Source organism: Photobacterium sp. HL06, assembly GCF_059552575.1.
The window spans coordinates 2,147,509-2,172,946 of the sequence record NZ_CM183915.1 but is presented as its reverse complement, the minus strand read 5'-3'; the positions used below and the strand labels follow the sequence as shown (position 1 = coordinate 2,172,946).

The window sequence follows — 25,438 nt, the reverse complement described above, 5'->3', positions numbered from 1 at the left end:
GCCAACTGGCGTTTTTTTAAACACAATTGACATTGTGTTGACTTGATCGTATTTAAAACAGCACTTAGCCTAAGATTTCCATTCCGATAGCTATGGCAGACACGATACCAAAAAACCATGCACTCATCGTCAGCTCTTCATAAGCAATAATTATATACTTCTGCTTTTCATTTATCACTTTTGATAAATCTTCTATCGCATCATGGTAAAAGTTAGCTATTTTTTGCTCTCGACTTACCCTATCAAGTGTAAATAAGATACTCGTTGCTTCTCTTCCCTTTGGCAGTTCCGGTATCCCCTCGAGCTTCAATGCCAAGAGTGAATGTCCCCAGGCGCAGACAACTGAAAACAAACCGATCAATAACGCCACCAATTTTATCCACTCAATAGGTAATGATGGCTGAAAAAAGCTACCACTCTTAATCACGGTCACTGTCCCAAGTCCAGCTATAACCGTTGTTAGAAATGTTAATAACTTAGAACATTTACTCTCCCAATGGTCGAATCGAGCTTGTTCTTCTGCATACCTATCTTTTAGATAATCTATGGTTTCAATGACATACTCTCCTACTTCTTAGCCGTGCACAAGTTTCCACTTAAACATAGACCACATGTCCAATCCCCGAAAATATCCGCCTTCAAAGAGTCGTATTTTATCGAAGCCAAATTGGAGATTGACACTTGAATACACGATGTATTTTTGTTCTACAGTTAATGAAATGAAAGCGCTAATTCATAGGTGTGAAAATGGAATTTTCTGAAACCATCGGCTACGCTGCCTCAATCATGGTAGGGCTGTCGCTATTAATGAGTAATATGAAAAGTCTTAGATATATCAATGGAATAGGATGTTTATTATTTGTGATCTATGGATGGCAGCTGCAAGCTTACCCCGTGGTGGTAATGAATAGTTTCTGTATTTTTGTCAACCTTTACCACATTCACAAACTTTCTGTTCAAGAGACAAACTAGCGCTTTCACCGAAACCTATATTCTTGCAATGCCCGATCGCCCAGGCATTGCATCACAACGAAATCTCACCCTACTGGTTTGCAGCCTGGCGCAAAAACTCTAACCTTTGTTGCTCTTCGGAACTCGGCGTATAAGCGTCTTTGCTCAGTGTTGAGATATCAAATGGTGCCAATGGTATCGCGTCATGCAGGCTCACACCAAAACTGGCCTTCTCGCCAGGATAGCCTGACATTTTCTCTATCACCCAGTTTTTCAGCTGATAGTGACCATCAGTACCTGCCAAAACACTCTGGTGAACTTTCAGCTCCAAGACTTCACTCCCCTCTCCCAATTTAGACTTGCCATTAAGCGCTGCAATCACTTCGCCGTCTTGGCTAAATAAGTTCGCTCTCACCCGGTATATTCCACCCTGCTTAACATCGAGCGCTAGGGGGATCAGCATATCTGCTCCTTCTGACAACGGTTCGCCTGCTGACAGTAGGTAGGCCGTAGGAACAAAAAAGTTAAAATCGGCAGTTAATATATCTGTCCCTTGCTCAAAATCGATGGTTGCTTTTATTCTGACTTCCTGTGGCCAACTCTCTTTCGTTTTGATGGCTAACGTCTTGCTATTTGTTTGCTCAACAAACAAGAGCTGTTTTGTATCAGGTTCATAGAGCTCATACTTAATATTACTGATAGCCAGTTTGGTATTTAATGAAACCACAATAGGTTCAGGATAGAAAAACCGGTATTTATCCAGCGATAGTGAAGCCGTATTGTCGCCATCAAGCACAGGGACTTCAACCACATTGAAATAGTTAGGCTCAAGGTAGCTCACACTCGACTCAGAAATGGGCTTTGAGTACGGAGGATATTGAACTTCAGCTGCATAGACATCTGAAATCAGGGCCAGTTGCTGAGTAATAGATTTCAACTCAGGTTCAATCTCTTGCCTATTAACCGATGCATCATCCAGCTTCACATTTCCAAGATTTTTACTATGGCTTAGGTTATCTACCGATATGGTTTGCGGCTCAATTACCCGCTTCGCTTGCCCGTCTTGCAGTACCACAATATCTGTCGACTCCCCAAGCGGCACTACGTCAATTTTCGCTTCCAGCAAAAAGTAAGTAGATATTGAAGTACCTAATATCAAAGCTATCACTATATGCTTATTATTATTCATACAATTCTTAGTAATCATTAATCTTCAAGTTGTACTGATAGGGGACCAGCTGGCCCCCTTTACTTGATTTCAATGTTCAGCTGGATCAGTTAAGCAAGTCTGCTGCCAGTTGTGACATCGTCACTTTATCTGAGCCGTCAACATAGCGATAATAGTAACCCGTCAGCCAGTACCTTTCGTCAGTCGTACTGACTGTCAAGGTCTTGCCATCACTTAGCGTCGCCTGTTGACTTGCAGCGGTAACCTGCCCACTATGCGAGTTACCAATCAAACCACCGTGACTATAGCCCTCTCCCATCAACAACGGATAATGATCTGGCATAAAGTCGCTCACCCCACGTGACTGCGTTGCCAGCTTACCGTCATAGGCAACACTGAGTGAACAACTGTTGAAGTCTCCTGATTGGCTGGCACCACAGGTTGAATGGCTGGCAACCACTCCATCATCATGACCCGGAAGGAAACCTGCTGTAAGCTGGAAGTAATCAGAGCCATCACCGGTAAAACGAACCCGCGGAATACGCCCGTCGGGTAAAGGTGCCAACTGGCGTGCATTCGCCACCTTCAGATCATTCAACACGCCGGTATTAGAGCTATTCGGAATTTCACCTAACCAAAGCTTAATTGCCGACTGCAGGGCTCCATTAACCCATCCGCTCCCTTCTGCCACATTGATTGCTAAATCACCCAGCTCAGAGCCTCCACCAGCACCTGCAAAATCAAACGTCGCTAGAATATTCAACGGCTGAAGGCCTGCGTTCTCAAGCCAGTTAGCCTGATTATCAAGCATATACCTTGCGACAAGATCACCGGTTGAATGGGTAACGAAAATGCAGCCGTTAACACAAGTCTGGTTACGTGATAATTCCTGCAATTTAGGCCAAATATAATCCGTCGAGATCTTTCCAGCGACCCGTTCATGAGACGGCCAGTCAATACGGTCATCGGCCTTCGCTAGCCAAAAGTCGCGCCAATAATCAGCGCCTTCTTGCTCAACCGCGGTACTATCCGGTTTCGATTGCAGTTGATCGGCCTGGAAGCCATGGATCAAAATAATAGGATGTTCACCAATGGCAGCGGAAGCTGAAAAAGAGAGCGTTGCCAACGCTGTAATCATTCCCTTAGTTAATGTCTTCATTGTTATTATTTCCGTTGTATATGGAACAATGAAGAGTAGAAGCTCTAATTAACTCCGGCAAATATGAAATCTAACCAGTATCGATAATCTACGAAAAGATCACATTATCAATAGTATAGGTAAGCATAGTACTTGATTTCTGGCCGCTAAATACCACTTCAGCCATCAACCGGGTTGGTTGGGGTGTTTAATGTCAACTGATAGAAACCTAAATCCAGCCAGCGGCCAAATTTATAACCCGCTTGGCTGATAGTTCCAGAATGGGTAAAGCCTAATCTTTGATGCAATACAATACTGCCCTTATTCTCTAAATCAATGGCGCCAACCATGACATGGTAATCTTGCTGTTTGGCAAGCTCGATTAGCCGACGCATCAGTTCTTTGGCTAACCCTTTACCTCTGGCAGCATGATGTAAATAGACAGAGTGCTCGACAGTATACTTAAAGGCTGGTTGCTCGCGGAATCGGCCATAGGTGGCAAAGCCCATGAGCTCACCGTTATCATCAACCACACCAATTACTGGAAACTCACTTTTTTCCTTGGATTCAAACCATGAAACCATATTGTCCATTGTTCGCGGTTCATAATCATACAAAGCGGTTGAATGTAGAATGGCATCATTAAGAATGGCCAGAATCTCAGCGGCATGAGATTCGAAGGTGCAGGTAATAAACTTCATATCCTTGTTTAAATTCCTTTTATTCCGTTCGTTCGCTGCACTCAAGCTACCACCTTAAAAACTGTGCAGTCAAATACTCCTCTCTATATGGTAAATTCAAGCTCAAATATTTCGGTCTAGTTTTGTTATCTTCATATCAGCCCCAGTTACGACGGTGGCAACTTTTGATAAAGGACATCTGGAACGCCTTCTTCATTATTCGTACCGTCGTTAAATTCCACCGCGCTAAAACCAAAACGTTCATAAAAAGCTCGAGAGCCGTGGTTTTGCTGGAAAGTAACAAGCTGAACAGGCCTTCCTTCAAAATAATCCAGAGCATCAGATATGAGTATCGAGCCAATACCATTACCGGTATGTTTAGGCAGTAAGTAGAGCTGATCAATCCACCCTACCCCGTCTTGCTCAGACATGGCGCAAATACCCACAATTTGGGATTTCAACAGCGCAACAGTAACCCTACTGTTGGGGATAAGGTACCCTTCAATCCATTGAAAAACAGCCTCATCACTATGGGCTAATGGGGCGAATGCCAGCAGCTGTTTTCGTGATGTCAGCATTACTTCTGTTACAGCTTTGGCATCTGAAACAGTTGCTTCCCTGATCCCTATTTTATTCGCTACGCTCAACACTTCATCCTTGTTCTATCTTTGTCTTTCTTTGTTTCCGGCGATTATCGAATATCGTCAATAATTATACCGGACGCTCATTTCCGCGTTTATAGTTTCCGGTTAACCTTGCCATCAGCTGCTGTTGCTCAGTAAAACTGGCTGACTGAACGTTATCGATAAAGCTGATCGCTTTTTCACTCCGTAACGTCGTGACGATTTTTCCATGATGAGAGATAACAACGTCGCCAGATTTCCACTCCCGGAAACTGAAACCGAGATCATCCTTATATCGATTGCTCATCATTTCCTCTTTTTTATCAATCTACTTTATTAGGCTGAGATTGGCTCGCCCACTGGATAAACACGGCCACAGGAAAAGGCGAGATCATAACTCCACCTATACCAATCAAACTACTGATAACAACCATACCGTTAACGGATTGCCCAATATCACTCATCAGTAAAATGACCACACCAATTACGACCATAACTAAGCCTACAAGGTGCAGGACTTTGAATAACTTTAATAAAGGAAGTGTCTTCTGTGACATCCAGTTCATCCTATCTAATGTTAGTTTCCATTCTATCGCTTAATGGAATAATACGTAGGTTGCTAACAGTAAGCAAAATAACGCCTCGGATATCTTCTTATTGCAAGCCACAACGACATACAAGATGGAATTCGAACTGGGTTCACATGATTCAGATTATTAATTGCAAACGAACGGCATATATACAACGATTATGAGTAATAACTCTAACAATAGCGGAGCAAATCCATGGAACGGGTTCATTGCTGGGTAAAAGAGTTGCTGGAGGCTGGCCAGTCGAGCGACGACCTTAATCGTGTTGTTCAGCGCATCGGCCTATATTTGGGCGCTGACTTAAGCTTATTTTTCCTCGGTTCCCCACCACACCATGGTAAACATTGGATCCTTCACCACGGGATAGAAAAAGGCGATTTCGACTTTTACTTGCGTCATTCAGGTGATGATGTTTATTTGCAACATTACCTGAGCCATTCACTGACAGGCAAGATGGTCGCCCTGCAAGATATGTTGCCAGTTAAGCGCATTCATGACTGTTGGTTTATCGAGGAAATGATCCCACGGCTAGCTGTTCGTTACTCCATCAGCGGCTTATATCCTGTTGCTCCAGGGCAAATGCTTGCCATTACTTTCCATCGTTATTACCAGCCCTTCACCATGGAAAACAAGCAGCTGATGCAAAAGCTGCTTGATGCCCTTGTTCACTGGGGACAGTTTTTTATCGCTCGTAACACTCTGGAAACGATATATGGCTCAGAGCCACTTGCGAGGGGGATGATGAAATTACCCGATACCCTCACGCAGGCAGAACACAACATTGTCTCTTTACTCGCTAAAGGATATGACGGAAGTGAGATAACCGCTATCCGTGGCGTATCAAAAGAAACAACCAAATCACAAATTAAGAGTATCTTGCATAAAACAGGATGCCGTCACCAGAATCAATTACTGCAGCGCATATACTGCGGCGTCTGATTTTATCTATATTCTGACAGTTTACCTAGCTTTCTCTTTACCCATCATTCACGAAGATATCCGCGGATGAACGCTATAATTTCAAACACCCTCCCGCGGTCTATTTTTTAATCAACCACCCGCTAACAAGCTGAATGTAAAAGCATGTCAGTTGCAACCCTTGTATACTTACATCAATATACTCACCGATTACTCCCATGAAACGGATCTTGTGATGGAAGCAGAACAGCTCGAAATACTTAGTTTTATCAGCCAGTTCCCTCCTTTTGATAATCTACCAGAAGAAAAGCAACAGCAAGTAGCACTGCAAATCGAGGTATCCTATTACCGCGCCGACAGTATGATCCTCAACTTTGGGGATGAAATCCACGACCTTTACCTGATCCGTAGCGGCGCCGTCGAGATTTACCGACGTAAAGGTGAACTCTACAACCGTATTGATGAAGGGGCGCTCTTTGGTCAAATGGGGCTACTGATGAACAACCGCGTTCGTATGCCCGCCAAGGCCATTGAAGATACGCTGGTTTACTGTATTCCTGAAGAGATGTTCAACAGCCTCTATGAGGAGTTCGATACCTTTGCTGATTTCGTCGAAGTCGAAGACAGCGCCCGTCTACGCAGTGTGGTCTCAACCCACACCGATGCCAATGATCTCACAACGTCAAAAGTACGAACACTACTGACACGCGATCCGCTGCTGATCCCAAAAGACGAGTCGATTCAGATCGCCGCGCAGACGATGGCAGAAGAAAGTACCTCCTCTCTTCTAGTCACCGATCCCGAAGCATCAGATGACGATGAAGATGGGGATCACTTGGTTGGTATTATCACAGATCGTGATTTATGCACCCGTGTACTGGCAAGCGGTATTGATGTCTCGACTCCGGTTTCAGAAGTTATGACAACCGAGGTCATTTCTCTCGATCACAATGCCTACGTATTTGAAGCTATGCTAACCATGCTGCGCTACAACGTCCATCACTTACCAGTACTACGCAATAAGCATCCAATTGGGGTTATTGGCCTTACCGATATTGTTCGTTATGAATCGCAAAATAGCCTGTTACTGGTTAGTACTATCTTCCAGCAACAGAGTGTCGAAGAACTACAGGCCTTGTCAGAGCAAGTCAAAGATTGCTTTGTACGCATGGTCAACGAAGATGCCAACTCACACATGGTTGGTAGCGCCATGGCCGTAATTGGCCGTAGCTTTAAGCAGCGGCTACTTGAACTGGCAGAGGAAATTCAAGGACCGCCACCAGTTCCATATTGCTTCCTCGCACTTGGCTCTATGGCCCGGGACGAACAATTGATTGTTACCGACCAGGACAATGCACTGATCCTGGACAATAGCTACGATGAAAGCCGACACGGTGAGTATTTTGCCAAGCTCGCTGCCTTTGTCTGTGATGGGCTCGACGCTTGCGGATACAACTATTGCCAGGGTGATATCATGGCCTCCAATCCAGAGTGGCGAATGACGCGGCAAGAGTGGGAAGAATGTTTTGCCGACTGGATTGATAACCCTAAGCCGCAAGCACTCCTCAACAGTTCTATCTTCTTTGATTTAGATGGAGTTTGGGGGCGCGTTAAATGGGCCGAGCAACTCAATAGCTTTATTATTCGACGAGCCCGAAAAAACAATCGTTTTCTAGCCTGCCTTGCCCGCAATGCGATCAGCCGCACACCACCGCTAGGCTTTTTCAAAGACTTCGTTATGGAAAAAGATGGCCGCCATAACAACTCAATTAACCTGAAACGCCGCGGTACAGCACCGCTTGCAGATCTGATCCGTGTCCATGCCCTTGCTGTGGGCTCTCGTTCGCAAAACTCGTTCGAACGATTGGATGACATCATTGATGCCGGCATCTTACCCAAAGGCCGAGGACAAGATCTTCGTGATGCCATGGAGTTTATCTATATGGTTCGCATCCGCCACCAGGCTCTGGATGTTGAAGCCGGGATTGAAGCTGATAACAGTATTGAGCCGGAAAACATGTCGGACTTTGAACGTCGTAACCTCAAAGCCGCATTTCAAATCCTCAGCAATGCACAAAACTTCATCAAGTTTCGCTATCAAGGCAACAGACGCTAATGATGCAAAAACAAACGAAAAGGCCTTTACTAGCCAATACAAGTACACCTGACTGGCCGACTTTTTTCACTACATTGGCCAGCCAGGCTAAAGACTCACGCCTAAAACGGTACTACTCCACAGACATAGTCAGTGGCGATACGCCGTTGCGGGATGTCCCTTTCGTTGCGTTAGACTTTGAAACCACAGGACTTGATCCCAAGAAAGACGAGATCATCAGCATCGGGCTTGTTCCCTTTAACCTTCAACGCATTCGGTGCAGAGATTCTGCCCATTGGGTGGTTAATCCACATAGACAGTTGGAAGAAGAGTCAGTCGTGATCCATGGTATCACCGACTCAGATGTTAGTGATGCGCCTGATTTGTTGCGTATTCTAGAGAAAGTGCTGGATGCCCTTGCCGGAAGAATCGTCGTTGTTCATTATCAAAAAATTGAGCGAGAGTTCATGAACAGTGCGTTAAAAGCAAGGCTCAACGAAGGTATTTACTTTCCTGTCGTCGATACACTGGCGATAGAATCAGCAATACAGCAACGCCAATATGGTGGTTTCTGGAAACGTTTGCAGGGAAAGCGCCGCGGCTCGGTAAGATTAGGTAAGGCTCGTCAGCGTTACGGCCTGCCCACCTACCAACCCCACCATGCCTTAACCGATGCTCTAGCGACAGCTGAGTTGCTACAGGCACAGATTGCCTACCATTTTGACCCTGATACGCCGATATCGGAGATTTGGCAATAATACCAATCAGCACCAGTATTAGCACCTGACGCTAATTGATAGACAAAAAAACGCCGCTGAAAACAGCGGCGTTTTTAGTATTGCTATCTTTACTGATTAGCGAAAACGTTCGGTACGGAAACCCATTACCAAGCTTACGCACATCAGTAGCAAAATAATGGTAAACGGTAGACCCGTTGATATTGCACCGGCCTGAAGCGCTTCAATTGCCTGTGTACCACCAACATATAGCATTACTGCAGCAATCGCCCCTTCAACCGTAGCCCAGAAAATACGCTGCGGCATTGGCGAATCAAGCTTACCACCAGCGGTGATATTATCGATAACCAGCGAACCTGAGTCAGATGATGTAATGAAGAAAACCATCACCAATACAATGGCAATAACAGACAGCAGATTACTGAATGGCAGTGCTTCAAACATTTCGTACATCGCCAGAGGGACAGACGTCAACCCATTCTCACCAAGGCTACCGACACCATTAATCACCTGATCAATCGCTTGGCCGCCAAACACTGACATCCAAAGAACCGTCACCATTGTTGGAACAATCAGTACCGCAATCATAAATTCGCGAACAGTTCGGCCCTTTGAAATACGAGCGATAAACATACCCACGAATGGTGACCAAGAAATCCACCACGCCCAATAGAATACTGTCCAGCCGCGCATCCAAGTTTCATCTTCACGACCATGTGGATTACTTAGCGCAAAAAAGTTTTCAGCATAGCCAGAGATAGTTGTTGGAATCGTGCCCATCGAGACGGCGAAACCAACCAAAGCAACGAATGCCAGCAGTGCAATGGCAACCAGCATATTGATATTACTTAGCAGCTTTACGCCACCGTCAATACCACGAGCCACTGAGATTACCGCCAACAAGGTAACAACGGCTATCACCCCAATCTGCAAAGTGATATCACTTTCTAGGCCCAATACATGTTCGATACCACTCGCTGCCTGTTGAGCGCCTAAGCCCAATGACGTTGCTAGACCAAACAAGGTAGCAAGCACCGCGAAGATATCGATAATGTGACCAGCCCAACCCCATACACGATCACCCAGCAGAGGGTAGAAAATGGAGCGAATAGAAAGAGGCAAGCCTTTGTTATAGGCAAAGAAAGCCAGAGACAGGGCGACTACACCATAAATTGCCCAAGGGTGGAAACCCCAGTGGTACATAGTTGCACCCATCGCCAATTTTGCAGCTTCAGGTGTATTAGGCGTCACTCCTAGCGGTGTTTCGTACCACCCAGTGTAATACGCAACTGGCTCGGCAACACTCCAGAACATCAAGCCGATACCCATACCTGCAGCAAACAGCATCGACAGCCAGGAAACTCGAGAATAATCCGTCTCTGCGTCCTGTCCACCGATACGAATTTTTCCGAATGGAGAGAAAATCAACGCCAGGCAGAAGATAACGAAAATGTTGCCTGACCAAATGAAAAGAGCATCGAAATTATTGATGATGCTATTTTTCACCCCATTTAGGGCCGTTTTAGCCGTTGCCGGGTCGCTGATCAAAACAGCAACCAAAAACAAGGCAATTAAACCAGCACTTGTGCCAAAAACAGGATTATGGACATCAAAGCCCCACTTTTGGATATTGTCTTGTCCAACCGTGTAATCCGTATTTTCTATACTGTACTTATCATGTTTACTCATCATTGAATCCTACTTGGCACACTTTCAGCCAAGAATATTTAGTCCTATAAATAAAATTTGAGCCCACTGATCAAATCATTTATGTGGTTGAAGTGTCAAGTTTAATTGGAAATTACTGGCAAACGAACAATAAATAATCAACATTTGCTGGTAACTTCGATGATTATTAACAATAGCAACAAAATAATATTTCGTGTTCTAATCAATCGACAACAAACATAGCCTTTCCAGCAAGCCTACTAAGGGGGGGATGAAGGTGAAAATAAACAATACAGAAACTAAAAAAGCGACCAAAAGGCCGCCCCTGAAAACTAGAACTAGAACTAGAACTAGAACTACGAAGGAATGATACAAAGCCCAAAAGGTTCAAGCAGCTGCTCTTGTTGCCAATCACTGATCATGACTCCTTTTAACTTCACTTTTCTGAGATCCAGCCCCGCCAAATCAACGTGGCACAAGTTGCATTCTTCAACCAAAAACTGCCCCCATTGCTCTTCAGAAAATTCACAACGACTCAAGTCAGACCCTTTAAGAGACGCGCCGTTTAAATTGGCACCATTCCACCTATTTTCGAACAAATCGCATTTTTCCAAACGTTGGTTCTCAAAGTTTGAATAAGATAAGTTGCATCCGGTGATATAGGCAGAGGAAAAAAATGTGTTTTGGGTAATGTAGTTACAAAAGTTAGCGCGCAGAAAGTTACTGCCCTTCATATTGCTCATTCTAAATTCTATACCTAAACACTGGGCACCAGTAAACTGGGCCAGGCTCAAATCACATTCTTTAAAACTGGCATCTTTCAATTGCGCATATTCGAAGCTACATCCATCAATATCACCCTGTTCAATAAATCGGCAATCGTGGAATTCGGCTTCGGTAAGATCGGCTCGACTAAAGTTACACCGAAAGAAGCTACAATGTTTAAAAACCGAACCAGAAAGGTCTTGTTTCGAAAAATCTTCTTCAGTAAATGTGGAATTTGAAACAATCATATTTATCACTTAGCCACTCTATTTTTTAATAGTTTACTAAGGAAAAATGTCAAAAATCCAGAAGAAACAGATGTTGTTTTTAGCTTTTTCACCCCCTCAAGATACCCATTCAGAATGAGCCTCAATGGCAATTAGTGGCGAATAACCAAGCTAATGAATACTCTCAGATGATGAGCTAATCGGAGGTCATAGAGATGGATACAGAGACACTGAGAGCCACATCGAATGCCGCAACATTAGACAAACACAATGGAAACACTCACGATACGGATACCTATTATTTTAATACATGGTATAGAACCTTTTTTACAAAAGGGATAATTGTGTTTACGTTGGCTTATGTTCACTTCCTGCATGAGTCACAGTTGGATTCTTTATCAGCCCAGCCAGAAAAAGCTCTCAAAATATAGTCAACAAACGTCCGGGTTTTCAACGGTAATTGCTTACTCTTGTATAGCATATTAACTGGCATCGCTTTAGGTCGCTCACCCTGAAGTACTTCAACCAACGATCCTTTTATTAGCTCTTGCGAGAGGATTAATCGAGGTTGTAGGACAACACCCGCGGCTTTAACCGCTGCAACTTTCAGTGCCTGCCCGCTATTGGATAATAAACGGGTATGTTGTCGATCAAAGGCCTGTGTTTCGATCCCCAGTGCGAGTTGAGGCTGGATATCACTGTAACTAAACCCTAGGCAATGATGGTTAAGCAAATCCGCTTGCGATTCCACCTTTCCTTTTTTTGACAAATATTCTGGTGATGCTGCAAACATCATTTCATAATCAGGCAATTGCCGGGCGATCAATGAAGAGTCTGCTAGTTCCCCCACCCTAAACACAACATCAAACCTCTCGTGCATCGGATCAATCAGTGCGTTGTCGACCACCAGCTCAATATTAATTTCAGGATAGAGCTGCAGGAAATCTGCAACCAGCGGAGCCAGGACTAAATTTCCATAGGTTACCGGTGAGTTTATCCTAACGGTTCCCCTAGGCTTGTTTTCCAATGTTTGCAGACTGTTTTCTGCATCCGCTATGTCCCTCAAGATTCGTTCACATTCATTTAAATAGATCTGACCCGCTTCCGTTAATGATTGCTTGCGTGTTGTACGATTTATCAATTTGGTGCCAAGATGTTCTTCGAGCGATTTAACATGCTTACCAACCATCGTAGACGACACTGAAAAATGAGCGGCGGCCTTGGCAAAGCTGCCATGCTGTGCCACATAAACAAACACCTGCATGTTCTTCAACTTATCCACATTAACAACCTATAGTTTATAAACATCAAACCAGATCATTGTTTATCAACTCATTAGAGTCAATTAGATTTATCTCTGCCGAGCAATTTACAAAGAAAAAATTCCCATGCTAAAAGCTTTATCCCAACAAGGCCTGTTTATCACCGCAGAGCTTCACATTAAACCTGACGTCGATTTGGATCATGCAATCTCATCAATTCACGAGTTCTGTGAAGGAATGAATAGTGAACCTGGCTGCTCCTTCGCTCTGGCCCTTCAAGATCAGAAAGATCCTCGGAAAGTTATTTTCTGGGAACGTTATGAAGATCAGGCCGCTTTCGAGCAGCACTTCCAAGCCAACCACACTCAGCACTTTATTAATGCGGGGCTAACTGATCTCGTTCAAGCGTTTGAATCTCAACTTCTACTAACGGAGAAATAATCATGTCACAAACAGTAAGCTGGGGGATCTTAGGTACAAGCTTTATCTCGGGCGTGATGGCTGATGCGATTCATAAAGAAGGAAGCACGCGTATTCATGCCGTAGCCGGACGCTCTGAAGCCACACTCAAGCAATTTGCGGTGGATTATGATATCGATGTAGCAACCGCAGACTTTGATGCCATTATCAACGATAGCAACGTCGATATTGTCTATATTGCACTGCCAAACCATCTTCACCACGAATACATCATCAAAGCGGCTAACGCTGGTAAAGCCATTTTATGCGAGAAATCACTGTCAGTTGATATGGAAAAGACAGCTGAGGCCCTTGCTGCAGTTGAGGCAAACAATGTCTTCTTTATGGAAGGCCTTATGTATTTACACCACCCTTTTACCAGCAAAATCCTTGAGGTGCTTGATAGCAGTGTCATTGGGGAAGTTCGCTCAGTTCAGGGCCATTACTGTGCTTCGATCGCCCAGTTTGTCAACCCTGATAGCAAAGGAGCGCTATACAACCTTGGCTGCTATCCCGCTTCTCTCTTGCACCTCATAATGCAGCATAGCTTTGGTAACAGTGTATTTGATGATTACACTATCACAGCCAATGGACGCCGAGGTACCGATGGCAACATTTGTGAATCTGCCGCGACTCTTCAGTTTGCCAACGGTGTTGTCTGCCAGCTGCACACCGCAGAAGATTACGGCCTACACTCAGGATTCACCATTCTCGGGGCTGAAGGTTGTATTCAATTAAAATCCAACCCATGGCTACCAGAAGCAACAGGTAATCAACTCATCATACAAAAATACGAGCAACAAGAAGAGGTTATCAAAGTAGATGCTGACGGTGATGCGTTCCTTTATCAAGTAAGAAAGGCTCGGAAGTACCTTGAAGCCGGGCTCAAACATGCCCTGCGGCCAGCAGCACAGCCGAAAGATTCTTATGAGATCATGGAGCTGCTAACTCAATGGGAACATGCAACGTTATGTAAGTAGGTTATTTCTTTTATAAGGAAAGAACCGGATCCGATGCTTGAACGCATCGGATCGATACTGGATTTGGAGCATTAACTACATCAGGCTTGGCTTGGTGTCGAAATCTCCAGAACAATACATTCCTGCTCACACAAAAAAGGGCCATGGATTTCCCCTGGCAGACGGTTGGCATAGTGCCCCTGTTCTAGCCAAGTTTTATTTGTCTGGTCATATAGCCGGCCTGAGACAATAAACACTTCTTCAGGATAATCATGCCGGCTGCGGCCAAACGGCGTGGTATCGGCACCCGCCTTGAAACGTGTTAAACGGGTATAATCACCTGTCGCATCATCCATACTTAACGTAACCTGCTCAATCATGCCATCAGTTCCGTCGATAGCTTGCCAACGATTTCGACTCGATTCCGATAGAACATTCCAATACTTTACTGCATGCTTTGTCATTAGCTAGCCTCCTTGCTATTTAGCGATACGCTTTTTCAAACACCTAACTCAATAATGTAGAGCAAAATAACGTTGAAAGCCCTAACTAAGGCTGGGAAAGTGAACAACTTCTCAGATTATCTCCAGCCTAATGAGTCAGGCCAGAAATTTGTTTTGCACTCAAAGGCGGGCTACGGCTCACCTTTATCGACTCAGCCCATTCTTAGTCAGCAACCAATGAGTGCCATTTTTCATGCTTGGTGATGTAATTACTGATAAACCCGCAAACCGGTAACACCAGATAGCCTTCAGCCTGAATTTGCTTCAACACAGCTTCCATCAAAACATCACCAAGTCCTTGCCCTCTTAACGAGACAGGCACTTCGGAATAGTTTAGGTGTAAAACGTTACCTTGCTGACTGTAAGTGACCAACGCATAAGCACCAGGTGCCACTTCCATCCGATATTCTTTCTTTTCAAGATCATGTTCAAGCGGGTATTCCTTTGCCTTCGTCATTATTGGCCTACCTTTTTTGGGTTCGTATTCCCTTCAATCACTGCCTTCTGGCTATGTCCAACTCTATCGCCGAACTGTGTCAGTAGCTTCTGTAATTTAGGCGTGATTTGATTGATACAAAATGGTTTTTTAGGGTTGGAATAATAATAGTCCTGAATTTGCTGACATGACGGTTCAAAGGATTTGTAATCGAGTACCTGAGTTATGATTGGCTCCGTAAATTCTGCCCGCAGCGATTTCAGGCATAACTGAGCCACTTTTTTTTGCTCTGGGTTGTAAACATAAATAGCTGAACGGTACCGTCCACGTAACGCATGGTTTGATGTACAACTGTGAGTATGCAAATGAATCTGAATCAATGAATATAAATCAATCACGTCACCATTATATTCTACAATAACACCCTCTGATAAAGTGTCATGCTCCTTTGCAGTCACCCAGCCTTGCTCCACTTTTTCCACCCCAATCAGAGAGCGAAATATGGCTTCGGTACACCAGTAGCAACTTCCACCTAATCCGATTTTTGGCATATTCGACACCTACTTTCGTTTCAATCACTACAATCTTAAGTACGCGCTTCTCTAATAACCGCTAGAAAGTCAAATATGAAATCATGCTAGATTTCGGGTACGATGCGTTATTAGCTAATTAAAAATGATAATTGAAAAAATGAATAAATCGCTGTTACTCAAACATATTGTAGATGAGCTTAAAATCGTCCACCAGTCAGCGATAGATGCCGCTAAGCGTGCATACGAAACAGCGACCGATGATGAAAATGCGCCAGAGAATAAGTATGACACCTTAAGCCTTGAGGCCTCATATCTAGCCCAAGGGCAAGCACAGCGGGTTGCAGAGTGTGAAGACGATTTGGCGCTATATGCCAAGCTTGATATCAAAAGCTTCTCAAGTGAGGATGCTGTTTCTCTCGGCTGTCTGCTCCACTTGGCTGATGAAAACGATACAGATAAGTATGTCTTTCTTGGACCAGCAGCCGGTGGACTAAAGGTTGCTTTTGATAACAAAGAGATCATCATCGTGACGCCTTCTGCACCGCTTGGGCAAGCCTTAGCAGGCAGCCATGTTGATGATGAGGTAGAAATCCAAATTGGTGGTGAACGAAAGGTTTTTGATATTGTGGCTATTTTCTAGCTTCAGTCACCATTGATCTTGGCAAAGTTAAGCATTAGGAATAAATAAGGCGAGCTATAAAGCTCGCCTTATTTTATATAGCGACCGTTCCTTGGAAACAGATATTCGCTACGAAATCATTACGAACATCTGCTATTTATCTGCTACCAATTCTGCCAGGCAACTCTCCACAATGTCTAACCCCTCATGAAGAGTCTCCAGCTCTGCAGTCAGTGCAGGCAAGAAGCGAATAACATTGCCACGTACGCCACAAGACAGCAGGATCACACCAGCAGCATTTGCCTTTTCTACCAATGCCTTAGTCAGCCCGGCATTTGGTGAGCCGTCTTCCGGGGAGATCAGCTCGATAGCAACCATTGCCCCAAGCACACGCACATCACCAATTTCATCAAATTGATTCTGCAGGCCCGATAGGCGCTGCCCCATGACTTCACCAATAGACAAGGCTTTTTCACACAGTTTTTCTTCATCAATGATCTTAAGCACTTCCAATGCCGCCACACAGGCCAATGGAGAGCCCGCATAAGTACCGCCTAAGCCACCGGGTGCTGCTGCGTCCATGATCTCAGCTTTACCGACTAAGGCTGAAAGCGGGAAGCCACCAGCGATACCTTTTGCCATTGTCATCAAGTCAGGCTCAATATCCAGGTACTCACTGGCAAATAATTTACCGGTACGGGCAAAACCGGTCTGGATCTCATCGGCAATCAGGACAATGCCATGCTCATCACATAATTTTCTCAGAGCTTGAGCAAACTCCGGCGGTGCCTGATAAAACCCGCCTTCACCTTGTACCGGTTCAAAGATGATGGCAGCAACACGTGACGGCGCGATGTCACAAGCAAACAGATCGTTAAGCCCCTGCAGGCTATCTTGAACGCTGATGCCATGGTAAGCATTCGGGTAAGCGACATGGAAAATTTCGTTAGGGAATGGGCCAAAACCCGCCTTATAAGGTGCCACTTTGCCGGTAAGCCCCATCGTCATATTGGTCCGGCCATGGAAGCCTCCTTTAAAGGCAATCACACCGCTTCGACCAGTATGGGCACGTGCAACCTTGATTGCATTTTCAACCGCTTCAGCACCTGTTGTCACAAACATGGCTTTTTTGTCAGTGTCGCCCGGCACTCGCTCTGTGAGCTGTTCTGCCAACTCAACGAAAGACGGATAAGGGGTCACCATTGCGCAAGTGTGGGAAAACTGATCGAGCTGCGCTTTTACTGCCTCGATAATGCGCGGGTGAGAGTGCCCGGTATTATTGACGGCAATACCCGCGGCAAAGTCAATGTAACGTCGACCTTCAATATCCCACACATAGGCGTTTTCTGCCTTCTCTACATAAATCGGGCTCAGGTTACCCATGCCGCGAGCAATAACTTGTTGTTTGCGTTCCTGCCATGATTGATTGCTTGTCATTTTATTTTCTTCCTTTTAAATACTGACTGATATACCAAGCTGTTTACTTGCTGGTTAGTTGGATATTAAATGCCGCCGAAACAGAGGTATTTAATGTCTAGATATTCATCTATCCCTTGCTTCGCGCCTTCACGGCCGATACCTGACTGCTTCACACCACCGAAGGGAGCAACCTCGGTAGAAATAATGCCTTCATTAATACCCACCATGCCGTATTCAAGCGCTTCCGCCACTTTCCAGACACGACCAATATCGCGGCTGTAAAAGTAACTGGCCAGCCCATAGATTGTGTCGTTTGCCATTTGAACCAGCTCTTCGTCATTGTCAAAGCGAATGATTGGAGCCACAGGACCAAAGATTTCCTGCTGTACGATATCCATATCCTGTCGCACATCCGTCAGTATCGTCGGTGCTACGAACAGGCCAGGCTGTGGTGTATCACCACAAACAACCGACGCCCCCTGTTGCTTGGCTCGATCAATAATTTGTTCAATACTCTGTTTGGCTTTCTGCTCAATCACCGGACCAATCGTGACGCCTTCTTCCAGGCCATTACCGATTTTCAACTGCTTGACGGCGGCAACAAACTTATCAACGAACGCATCGTAAACTGCATCCTGGACATAAAACCGGTTAGCACAGACACATGTTTGCCCGGCATTACGGAACTTCGAGGCAATTGCGCCCTGAACCGCTTTATCAATGTCAGCGTCATCAAACACAATAAATGGTGCATTCCCACCCAGCTCCATCGAAGTACGTTTGACATCATTGGCACATTGCTCAAGCAACAGACGTCCTACTTGCGTCGATCCGGTAAACGACAGTTTTCTGATTTTCGGGTGGCTGCAGAACACTTCACCAATCATACTGCTGGACTGGTTCACTACGAGAGTTAGCAAATCACGCGGGATACCAGCCTGGTAAGCCAACTCAGCCGTTGCATACGCCGACAAAGGCGTTTGGTTAGCAGGCTTTGCAATAAAGCTACACCCCGCCGCCAATGCTGGGGCAGCCTTGCGGGTGATCATCGCAATGGGAAAGTTCCACGGCGTGATTGCCGCTGCCACGCCAACAGGCTGTTTTATTGTTGCAAGGCGACGATCGCCGACCGGAGCCGGAATGGTTTCACCATAGGTACGTTTGGCTTCTTCGGCGAACCATTCGATAAATGAAGCGCCGTAAGCGACTTCACCCATCGCTTCAGCCAGCGGTTTTCCCTGCTCGAGCGTCATCAAACGAGCCAGATCGCGCTGGTTTTCCATCATCAGCTGGTACCAGCGGCGCAAGACGGCAGCCCGCTCCTTAGCTGTTTTACACTTCCAAAACGCCTGTGCCTCATGAGAGCGCTCTACAGCCGCTTCAATCTCAGCTCGGGTTTGGGTCGCAATATGACCGATGACCTCTCCGGTTGCCGGATCAGTAACGGCGAGAGTTGTTTCTGATGGCTCGCATAGGAATGAAATCAGCGAGCGATTTTGAATAGATTGCATGGTTACTCCTTAACGTTGCGTTGAACCAGACTAAACCGTGAGGCAAGCTGGTATTTGCTGAGTAATACAGTGAATATTTCCCCCACCCAGCAATACTTCTCGGGTGGGAATACCGATGATCCGCCAGTCCGGCAGCGCCTTTTGCAACATCTCCTTGGCTAAATCATCAGTGCGGGGATCCAATAACGGAAAGGCGACCGTTTTGTTGATCATCAGGAAGTTGCAGTAGGATGCGCCAAGGCGTTCACCCGCCTGTCGCTTCATTCCCTGACTGGCTTCAATACCAGCCGCTTCTTCATTCGTCAGGTGAAGCGGCCCTGGCATCGGCAGTTTATGAACCTTTATTGAACGCCCTTTCGCATCACTTGATTGCATCAAGACCTCATAGGCCTCACGCGAAATAGCATACTGAGGATCATTCACATCATCTGTCCACGTCAGCACCACTTCTGCTGGTGCAATAACATGCAACAAATTATCGACATGGCCATTGGTCTCGTCGTTATAGAGCCCCTTGGGGATCCAGATAACCTTCTCTATGCCCAGGTACTCTGCCAGGTAATTCTCCAGCTGATCGCGACTTAGGTGCGAATTACGATTAGGATGTAACAGACACTCTTCAGTGGTGTATAAGGTTCCTTCGCCATCGGTATGGATTGCCCCACCTTCCAGCACAAAAGGGGCCTGATAGTGATCCACGCCGATCAGCTCACTCACTTTAGCGGCTACCTGATCATCCTTGTCCCAGGGGAAATACAGCCCCCCCTCAAGACCACCCCATGCATTGAACTGCCAACTGACGGTTCGCATTTCTCCTTGGCTGTTAAGTACTGCTGTCGGGCCGATATCACGCATCCATGCATCGTTGTAGCTCATTTCCACCACCCTGACACTCGCGGGTAATAAGTACCGAGCATTCAAGTACTGCGCAGCACTGGCAACCACGGTCACTTCCGCACACTGGCTGAGTGTTTCGGCAATCGTGACAAAAGTTTTTTGGGCTGGCTTGCCACCAAGCCGCCAGTTATCCGGGCGCTCAGGCCAGGCCATCCACACCTGTTGCTGGGGATGGTATTCAGCCGGAAAATAAAACCCATCTTGTTTGGGTGTGCCTGAAAGTTCCATTTCACTGCTCCATAAAAGCTGAGGGGCTACTTACCGGTTAATGAATTCAATGCCCCATAGAGATCTGGGCGACGATCCCGGAACAAGCCCCAGCTATGGCGTTCTTGTGCCGCTTGAGCAAGATCGATCTCAGCATAGATAATGGTTTCTTCATCACGGCTCGCTTCAGCCAGTTTGCCGCCTGTATTGTCGGTAATAAATGATGAGCCGTAGAACGTTGTTTCGATACCGTCATCGGTTTCAACCCCGGTGCGATTAGAAGCAATAACCGGTACTCCGTTAGCCGCAGAGTGTCCTTGCATGGTTCGCTGCCAGTGATCGCGTGAATCCAGTGTTGGATCCTGGGGCTCGCTACCGATTGCAGTTGGATAAAAAATAGCTTCTGCACCAGCAAGCACCAAGCTGCGCGCCAGTTCTGGGAACCATTGATCCCAGCAGATCCCGGCGCCAAACGTACCATATTTGGTTTGCCAAACTTTGAAACCGGTATCGCCAGGACTAAAGTAAAACTTCTCACAATAGCCAGGCCCGTCAGGGATATGCGACTTGCGATAGTTATCCAATACCGTACCGTCAGCATCAATCATGACTAATGAGTTAAAGAAACTATTACCTGCTTTTTCAAAGTAGCTAACAGGAATAACAACATCACACTCGCGCGCTAGCTGGCTCATGTGCTTGATTAACTGACTGTTGCCTGTTTCTTCCGCCAGTTCAAAATACCGAGCAACTTGCTCTTTGCAAAAATACGGGGCCGCAAATAGCTCTTGAAGCACAACGACCTGGGCACCATTCTTGGCCGCTTCGCGTACCGCATTGCTGATTTTTTCCAGGTTGTTGCTTAGATCCCAGCTAATCGCCAGCTGCACAGCAGCAAATTTAACAATCCGTGACATAGTTTCTCCTTAACTGAACTAACTTAAATGGCAAGCTTATCGCGCAGGGTATAGTAGGCTGCACCCAGTGCAGTGAGAGGAACTTGCAAATGGCGGCCACCCGGGAAGGCTATATGAGTCAATGAAGCAAATGCATCGAAACGCTCGGCATGTCCCCGCAAGGCTTCTGCCAACAACTTGCCCGCTAGATGAGTACAAGTCACGCCGTGGCCGCTGTAGCCCTGCAGATAATAGATATTGTCGCTGAAGCTACCGAATTGCGGCATTCGTGAATAGGTCAGCAAGAAGTTACCGCTCCAGGCATAATCAAGCTGTACTCCCTTGAGTTGCGGGAATACCTTTTCCATCTTTGGCCTGATCTCACGTTCTATCGAGGCAGGCTCTCTGGCACCATAAACAACACCACCACCAAACAACATGCGGTTATCTGCAGTTATCCGGAAATAATCGAGCAGGTAATTGCAGTCTTCAACGCAATAGCGCTGCGGCAATAGCTCATCAGCCAGATCCTGAGACAGTGGCTTAGTGGCAACGACCTGAGTGCCGCATGGAATCGCCTTGTTGGTAATATTCGTTGCCAGATCGCCGAGGTATGCATTTCCCGCCAACAAAATATACTTCGCTTTCACCGACCCATTTTCAGTATAGGCAACAGGCTGGTCACCCTTTTCTATACGGGTGACCGCTGAATGCTCAAAGATCTGTCCACCTAGGCTGACAATAGCCTCAGCTTCACCCAACGCCAGGTTCAGCGGGTGAATGTGGCCGCCGCTCATATCCAGCAACCCACCCTGGTAAACATCGGTGCCGACCACATCACCCAACGCTTTGGCATCTAGCAACTCCAACTGCGTGTGGCCGTAACGCTCCCAGTTTTTCTTATGATGCTTGAGCTCTTCAAACTGCTTGTTATTTAGCGCCGTAAACAACCCGCCTGGGCGGTAGTCACAATCAATATTATATTTCTCGATACGCTGGCGAATGATCTCGCCACCCTCAAAAATCATGCTGCACAGGGCATCTGCGGTACGTTTGTCATAACGCTTCTCGATCACATCCACATCACGGCTGTAGCTGTTAACAATCTGCCCACCGTTCCGGCCTGTCGCGCCAAATCCCACTTTGACACTCTCAAGCAACACAACCTTAAACCCTTGCTCAACCAGATGCAGCCCGGCTGACAATCCGCTAAAACCGGCACCGACAATACAAACATCACATTCAATGTTGTCGTTTAACGTCGGATAATCTTCCTTATTATTGGCAGTGGCTGCGTAATAAGAATCAACATGCTTGCTCATATGATCACTCCTTTGATTAAGATTCGAGACGGATCCAAGTTGTTTTCAGTTCTGTGAATTTCTCTAGGGCATGCAGTGACTTATCACGGCCATTACCACTTTGCTTATAACCACCGAATGGAACAGTCATGTCACCTTCGTTATAGTTATTAACCCATACCGAGCCTGCGCGTAGCTGTTTGGCGACCCTATGCACACGATCTAAGTCCGAACTCCAAAGTGCCGCACCCAGCCCATACGGTGAATCATTAGCAATCGCGATTGCTTCCTCTTCGGTTTTAAAAGTAATCACACTGAGAACCGGGCCAAATATTTCCTCGCGGGCAACACGCATATCATTGCTAACCTGATCCAGAATCACGGGTTCAACAAAAGCGCCCTGATGATCTACATCCCCGCCGCATACTTTCTTGGCCCCGCTCTGCTCACCCAACGTCACGTAGCCTAGTACCAACTGCTTGTGCCCCTGATCAATCAAAGCGCCCATGGAAGATGCCGGATCCAGAGGATCTTTGGGGGTAAAGCGCTTGGCAGCCTCTCTCACCAACTGAATAAACTGATCTTTGATGCTCTCATGTACTAACAGGCGTGTTGCTGCTACGCAGACTTCACCTTGGTTGTAAAAGCAGCCTGCAGCAGTTTCTTGCGCGGCTTTCTCAAGGTTCTTGTAGTCTGGGAAGACGATATTGGCATTTTTTCCGCCGGCCTCAGCCCAAACACGTTTCATGTTGGACTCACCCGCACTGATCATTAGTTGGCGTGCAATTTTGGTTGAGCCAGTGAAAGTGATGCAATCGACATCATTGTGCTTTGCCAGCGCATCACCGACTTCATGGCCAAAACCTGGCAAGACCTGGAATACGCCAGCAGGAATACCGGCTTCATTGGCTAACTTACCCAGATAAATCGCCGTCAAAGAAGATTTTTCGGAAGGTTTGAGGATAACGCTGTTACCGGCAGCCAAAGCTGGCCCTAACTTCCAGCACGCAAGTAATAGTGGGAAGTTCCAAGGGACAACGGCTGCAACAACACCAATCGCTTCATGCTGAATATGAGCATGCACATTTGGCTCAGTAGCTGGTACTTCGCCATAGACCTTATCGACGGCTTCGGCATAGAAGCGAATGGCATTCACTGCACCAGGAATATCCGTATTGTAACTATGGCTGATAGGCTTGCCTGTATCTAAGGTCTCCAATAAAGCCAGCGTTTCCTGGTGCTGCTTGATGAGTGAGGAAAATTTAAGTAATACCGCTTTTTTTTGAGCTGGTGCCAAATGTTGCCATACACCACGTTCGAAGGCACTTCTGGCTATTTCAACCGCTACATTCGCATCGGCAGCCTTACAACGCGCGACTTTTGCCAACTCCTGGTTAGTTGCCGGGTTAATTGTGCTGAAGCTACTTTGGTCAATCGCGTCCTGATAACAACCATTAATAAATGCGCGTGATTCTATGGTTAACTCATGTTGTCGCTCTATCCATTGTTGTTTGGTATTCATCCCTTCTTCCTCAACTCTGCAAGCGCTAGAAGCTTGCCGGCGTATGGGCACTGATTATTCGGCAAACATGATCAGTGCGATTGCTAAATTTATGCGGGATGCTGGTATCAAACAGGTAGCCTTCACCTTGCTTGATGATGTAGGAATCTTCCCCGAGGGTAAGTTCAATCTCTCCCTCTAACACCGTGCCAGCTTCCTCCCCTTCGTGTTTAATGGTTTTCAAACCTGTACTGGTATGTGGTTGGTAAACCTCAACCAAAAAGCCCATCTGCCTATCAGCTCGGCCGTCACATACCAGTTTCATCGATACAGATTCATTCCCGATTTCAATAAACTGTTCAGGTTTGATCACCACAGAGCGTTTGATATTCGGCTCCTCGCTGGTAAAAAATTCTGACAGAGACATCGAAAATACATTCACAATCTTTTGCAACGAACTGACGGACGGACTGACCTTGTCATTCTCGATTGACGAAATCGCGCTGTGGGTAATATCAGCCCGTTCCGCAAGCTCGCGCTGCGATAGGCTATGTAACTTGCGTAGCTTCGCGACTTTGGATCCGATTTGCTGTTTTTCCATCTTTCAATTCCTTAAGGTGTTGTGCCGCTTGGATAAAGTGGCTAAACAGCAATTTTGACACAAATAACTCTGTTGCGAACCATTCTGGGTGCCATTGCACACCAATAAAGTATGAATGCCCCGGCAAACTGAATGCTTCGACTAGGCCATCTGGGGCAATGGCTTCCTGATGCAGAACTGGAGCAAGCTGCTCGACACCCTGGCCATGGAGGGAATTAACTGAAATTGTCTTTTCAGATTGCAGCCAGTTGGCAAAATATCCGCCAGGACATACTTCCAGTAAATGGCTGACGGCATACTTAACGGCAAAGTCATCATCCTTTGGCTCTCTATGATCAAGCGCATTAGACTTGGTATGCACTTTAGGATGCAGTGTCCCGCCCATTGCCACATTCATCTCCTGGAAGCCACGGCAGATCCCGAACAAAGGAATGTTTTTCTCAGCACATGCTCGGATCAGATGAAAGGCAAGTTCATCTCTACCTGGATCCTGTTTTGCTTCGTGATGATCAGCCCCGTAGTGCTCAGGTGCCACATTGCTGTGACTGCCAGGAAGCAAGACGCCATCAACACTGGCAAGTAGCTGCTCAACATCACCTTCCGAAATTCCTGCCGGAATTAGTACAGGGATACCACCAAAGTCGCTGACGCTATTGAGATAAAACTCATTCACAGATTGAACGGAATATTTATCAACCTGCTTTTGGCAACAGACAACCGCAATCAGTGGTTTAACGCTTATTCCTTTCATCCCTCTGCCTCTTGTTCGATTTA

General features: G+C 46.1%; 28 protein-coding genes. 7 read left to right on the top strand and 21 right to left on the bottom strand.

Features of this window, described 5'->3' with window-relative positions; translation table 11 throughout:
- Positions 1–64 precede the first annotated feature (64 nt).
- Entirely contained in the window at positions 65–427 is a 363-nt protein-coding gene (locus AC51G0_RS27610) for a hypothetical protein (RefSeq protein WP_496302772.1), read from the bottom strand.
- A 320-nt stretch (positions 428–747) separates the two neighbouring features.
- Here AC51G0_RS27610 and AC51G0_RS27605 point away from each other — a divergent pair, with 320 nt between their 5' ends.
- A complete protein-coding gene (locus tag AC51G0_RS27605) occupies positions 748–972 on the top strand; it encodes a uroporphyrinogen decarboxylase (RefSeq protein WP_496302771.1) in 225 nt (74 codons plus the stop codon).
- Between the two features lie 70 nt (positions 973–1,042).
- Here the strand turns inward: AC51G0_RS27605 and AC51G0_RS27600 are convergent, their stop codons facing one another.
- The 6 genes from AC51G0_RS27600 to AC51G0_RS27575 all read right to left on the bottom strand — a co-directional run bounded on the left by AC51G0_RS27600 (position 1,043) and on the right by AC51G0_RS27575 (position 5,117).
- On the bottom strand, positions 1,043–2,140 hold the full coding sequence (locus tag AC51G0_RS27600) for a hypothetical protein (protein WP_496302770.1): 1,098 nt from the start codon (positions 2,138–2,140) through the stop codon (positions 1,043–1,045).
- An 85-nt stretch (positions 2,141–2,225) separates the two neighbouring features.
- Complete coding sequence (locus AC51G0_RS27595; RefSeq protein ID WP_496302769.1) at positions 2,226–3,278, bottom strand: hypothetical protein; 1,053 nt, start codon at positions 3,276–3,278, stop codon at positions 2,226–2,228.
- Positions 3,279–3,436: 158 nt separating this feature from the next.
- Positions 3,437–3,958 carry a GNAT family N-acetyltransferase gene (locus AC51G0_RS27590; RefSeq protein WP_496302768.1) on the bottom strand — a complete coding sequence of 174 codons (522 nt, stop codon included), beginning with the start codon at positions 3,956–3,958 and terminating at the stop codon, positions 3,437–3,439.
- Positions 3,959–4,104: 146 nt separating this feature from the next.
- On the bottom strand, positions 4,105–4,584 hold the full coding sequence (locus AC51G0_RS27585; protein WP_496302767.1) for a GNAT family N-acetyltransferase: 480 nt from the start codon (positions 4,582–4,584) through the stop codon (positions 4,105–4,107).
- Between the two features lie 64 nt (positions 4,585–4,648).
- Complete coding sequence (locus AC51G0_RS27580) at positions 4,649–4,870, bottom strand: hypothetical protein (RefSeq protein WP_496302766.1); 222 nt, start codon at positions 4,868–4,870, stop codon at positions 4,649–4,651.
- Positions 4,871–4,883: 13 nt separating this feature from the next.
- Positions 4,884–5,117, bottom strand: a complete 234-nt coding sequence (locus AC51G0_RS27575) for a hypothetical protein (RefSeq protein WP_496302765.1) — start codon at positions 5,115–5,117, stop codon at positions 4,884–4,886.
- Between the two features lie 228 nt (positions 5,118–5,345).
- Between AC51G0_RS27575 and AC51G0_RS27570 the strand changes: the two genes are divergently transcribed.
- From AC51G0_RS27570 to AC51G0_RS27560, 3 genes are all read left to right on the top strand, one after another.
- The gene (locus AC51G0_RS27570; RefSeq protein WP_496302764.1) at positions 5,346–6,089 is read left to right on the top strand and encodes a helix-turn-helix transcriptional regulator; all 744 of its coding nucleotides are present in this window, start codon (positions 5,346–5,348) and stop codon (positions 6,087–6,089) included.
- A 214-nt stretch (positions 6,090–6,303) separates the two neighbouring features.
- On the top strand, positions 6,304–8,184 hold the full coding sequence (locus AC51G0_RS27565; RefSeq protein WP_496302763.1) for a DUF294 nucleotidyltransferase-like domain-containing protein: 1,881 nt from the start codon (positions 6,304–6,306) through the stop codon (positions 8,182–8,184).
- Positions 8,184–8,921: a 3'-5' exonuclease gene (locus tag AC51G0_RS27560; protein ID WP_496302762.1), complete on the top strand. Its 738-nt coding sequence runs from the start codon at positions 8,184–8,186 to the stop codon at positions 8,919–8,921. The genes AC51G0_RS27565 and AC51G0_RS27560 overlap by 1 nt, the downstream gene beginning before the upstream one ends.
- Before the next feature lie 96 nt (positions 8,922–9,017).
- Here AC51G0_RS27560 and AC51G0_RS27555 read toward each other — a convergent pair whose 3' ends face one another.
- The 3 genes from AC51G0_RS27555 to AC51G0_RS27545 all read right to left on the bottom strand — a co-directional run bounded on the left by AC51G0_RS27555 (position 9,018) and on the right by AC51G0_RS27545 (position 12,842).
- Entirely contained in the window at positions 9,018–10,592 is a 1,575-nt protein-coding gene (locus tag AC51G0_RS27555) for a BCCT family transporter (protein ID WP_496302760.1), read from the bottom strand.
- A 332-nt stretch (positions 10,593–10,924) separates the two neighbouring features.
- Positions 10,925–11,581, bottom strand: coding sequence for a Qnr family pentapeptide repeat protein (locus AC51G0_RS27550; protein ID WP_496302758.1), 657 nt, complete (start codon positions 11,579–11,581; stop codon positions 10,925–10,927).
- A gap of 343 nt (positions 11,582–11,924) precedes the next feature.
- Positions 11,925–12,842: a LysR substrate-binding domain-containing protein gene (locus AC51G0_RS27545; protein WP_496302756.1), complete on the bottom strand. Its 918-nt coding sequence runs from the start codon at positions 12,840–12,842 to the stop codon at positions 11,925–11,927.
- A 106-nt stretch (positions 12,843–12,948) separates the two neighbouring features.
- Between AC51G0_RS27545 and AC51G0_RS27540 the strand changes: the two genes are divergently transcribed.
- Together AC51G0_RS27540 and AC51G0_RS27535 are read left to right on the top strand one after the other, a co-directional pair.
- Complete coding sequence (locus tag AC51G0_RS27540) at positions 12,949–13,263, top strand: putative quinol monooxygenase (RefSeq protein WP_496302754.1); 315 nt, start codon at positions 12,949–12,951, stop codon at positions 13,261–13,263.
- Positions 13,264–13,265: 2 nt separating this feature from the next.
- On the top strand, positions 13,266–14,261 hold the full coding sequence (locus AC51G0_RS27535) for a Gfo/Idh/MocA family protein (RefSeq protein ID WP_496302753.1): 996 nt from the start codon (positions 13,266–13,268) through the stop codon (positions 14,259–14,261).
- An 80-nt stretch (positions 14,262–14,341) separates the two neighbouring features.
- Here the strand turns inward: AC51G0_RS27535 and AC51G0_RS27530 are convergent, their stop codons facing one another.
- The 3 genes from AC51G0_RS27530 to AC51G0_RS27520 form a co-directional block, all read right to left on the bottom strand.
- The gene (locus AC51G0_RS27530) at positions 14,342–14,704 is read right to left on the bottom strand and encodes a cupin domain-containing protein (protein ID WP_496302752.1); all 363 of its coding nucleotides are present in this window, start codon (positions 14,702–14,704) and stop codon (positions 14,342–14,344) included.
- 202 nt (positions 14,705–14,906) lie between these two features.
- Positions 14,907–15,200 (bottom strand): GNAT family N-acetyltransferase, encoded by a 294-nt coding sequence (locus AC51G0_RS27525; protein ID WP_496302750.1) that lies wholly within the window; start codon positions 15,198–15,200, stop codon positions 14,907–14,909.
- A complete protein-coding gene (locus AC51G0_RS27520; RefSeq protein ID WP_496302748.1) occupies positions 15,200–15,730 on the bottom strand; it encodes a peptide-methionine (S)-S-oxide reductase in 531 nt (176 codons plus the stop codon). The genes AC51G0_RS27525 and AC51G0_RS27520 overlap by 1 nt, the downstream gene beginning before the upstream one ends.
- A gap of 139 nt (positions 15,731–15,869) precedes the next feature.
- Between AC51G0_RS27520 and AC51G0_RS27515 the strand changes: the two genes are divergently transcribed.
- Positions 15,870–16,352, top strand: a complete 483-nt coding sequence (locus tag AC51G0_RS27515) for a GreA/GreB family elongation factor (RefSeq protein ID WP_496302747.1) — start codon at positions 15,870–15,872, stop codon at positions 16,350–16,352.
- Between the two features lie 132 nt (positions 16,353–16,484).
- Here AC51G0_RS27515 and gabT read toward each other — a convergent pair whose 3' ends face one another.
- The 8 genes from gabT to AC51G0_RS27475 all read right to left on the bottom strand — a co-directional run bounded on the left by gabT (position 16,485) and on the right by AC51G0_RS27475 (position 25,415).
- A complete protein-coding gene (gene gabT / locus AC51G0_RS27510) occupies positions 16,485–17,768 on the bottom strand; it encodes a 4-aminobutyrate--2-oxoglutarate transaminase (RefSeq protein ID WP_496302745.1) in 1,284 nt (427 codons plus the stop codon).
- A 65-nt stretch (positions 17,769–17,833) separates the two neighbouring features.
- Positions 17,834–19,261 (bottom strand): NAD-dependent succinate-semialdehyde dehydrogenase, encoded by a 1,428-nt coding sequence (locus tag AC51G0_RS27505; RefSeq protein ID WP_496302744.1) that lies wholly within the window; start codon positions 19,259–19,261, stop codon positions 17,834–17,836.
- 30 nt (positions 19,262–19,291) lie between these two features.
- Positions 19,292–20,386, bottom strand: coding sequence for an agmatine deiminase (gene aguA / locus AC51G0_RS27500; protein WP_496302743.1), 1,095 nt, complete (start codon positions 20,384–20,386; stop codon positions 19,292–19,294).
- Positions 20,387–20,412: 26 nt separating this feature from the next.
- Positions 20,413–21,282, bottom strand: coding sequence for an N-carbamoylputrescine amidase (gene aguB, locus AC51G0_RS27495; protein ID WP_496302742.1), 870 nt, complete (start codon positions 21,280–21,282; stop codon positions 20,413–20,415).
- Between the two features lie 23 nt (positions 21,283–21,305).
- Positions 21,306–22,583, bottom strand: a complete 1,278-nt coding sequence (locus AC51G0_RS27490) for an NAD(P)/FAD-dependent oxidoreductase (RefSeq protein ID WP_496302741.1) — start codon at positions 22,581–22,583, stop codon at positions 21,306–21,308.
- 16 nt (positions 22,584–22,599) lie between these two features.
- Complete coding sequence (locus AC51G0_RS27485) at positions 22,600–24,084, bottom strand: aldehyde dehydrogenase (RefSeq protein ID WP_496302740.1); 1,485 nt, start codon at positions 24,082–24,084, stop codon at positions 22,600–22,602.
- Between the two features lie 25 nt (positions 24,085–24,109).
- Positions 24,110–24,664 carry an HTH-type transcriptional regulator PuuR gene (gene puuR / locus AC51G0_RS27480; RefSeq protein WP_496302739.1) on the bottom strand — a complete coding sequence of 185 codons (555 nt, stop codon included), beginning with the start codon at positions 24,662–24,664 and terminating at the stop codon, positions 24,110–24,112.
- Positions 24,612–25,415, bottom strand: a complete 804-nt coding sequence (locus AC51G0_RS27475; protein WP_496302738.1) for a gamma-glutamyl-gamma-aminobutyrate hydrolase family protein — start codon at positions 25,413–25,415, stop codon at positions 24,612–24,614. The genes puuR and AC51G0_RS27475 overlap by 53 nt, the downstream gene beginning before the upstream one ends.
- Between the last annotated feature and the right edge of the window lie 23 nt (positions 25,416–25,438).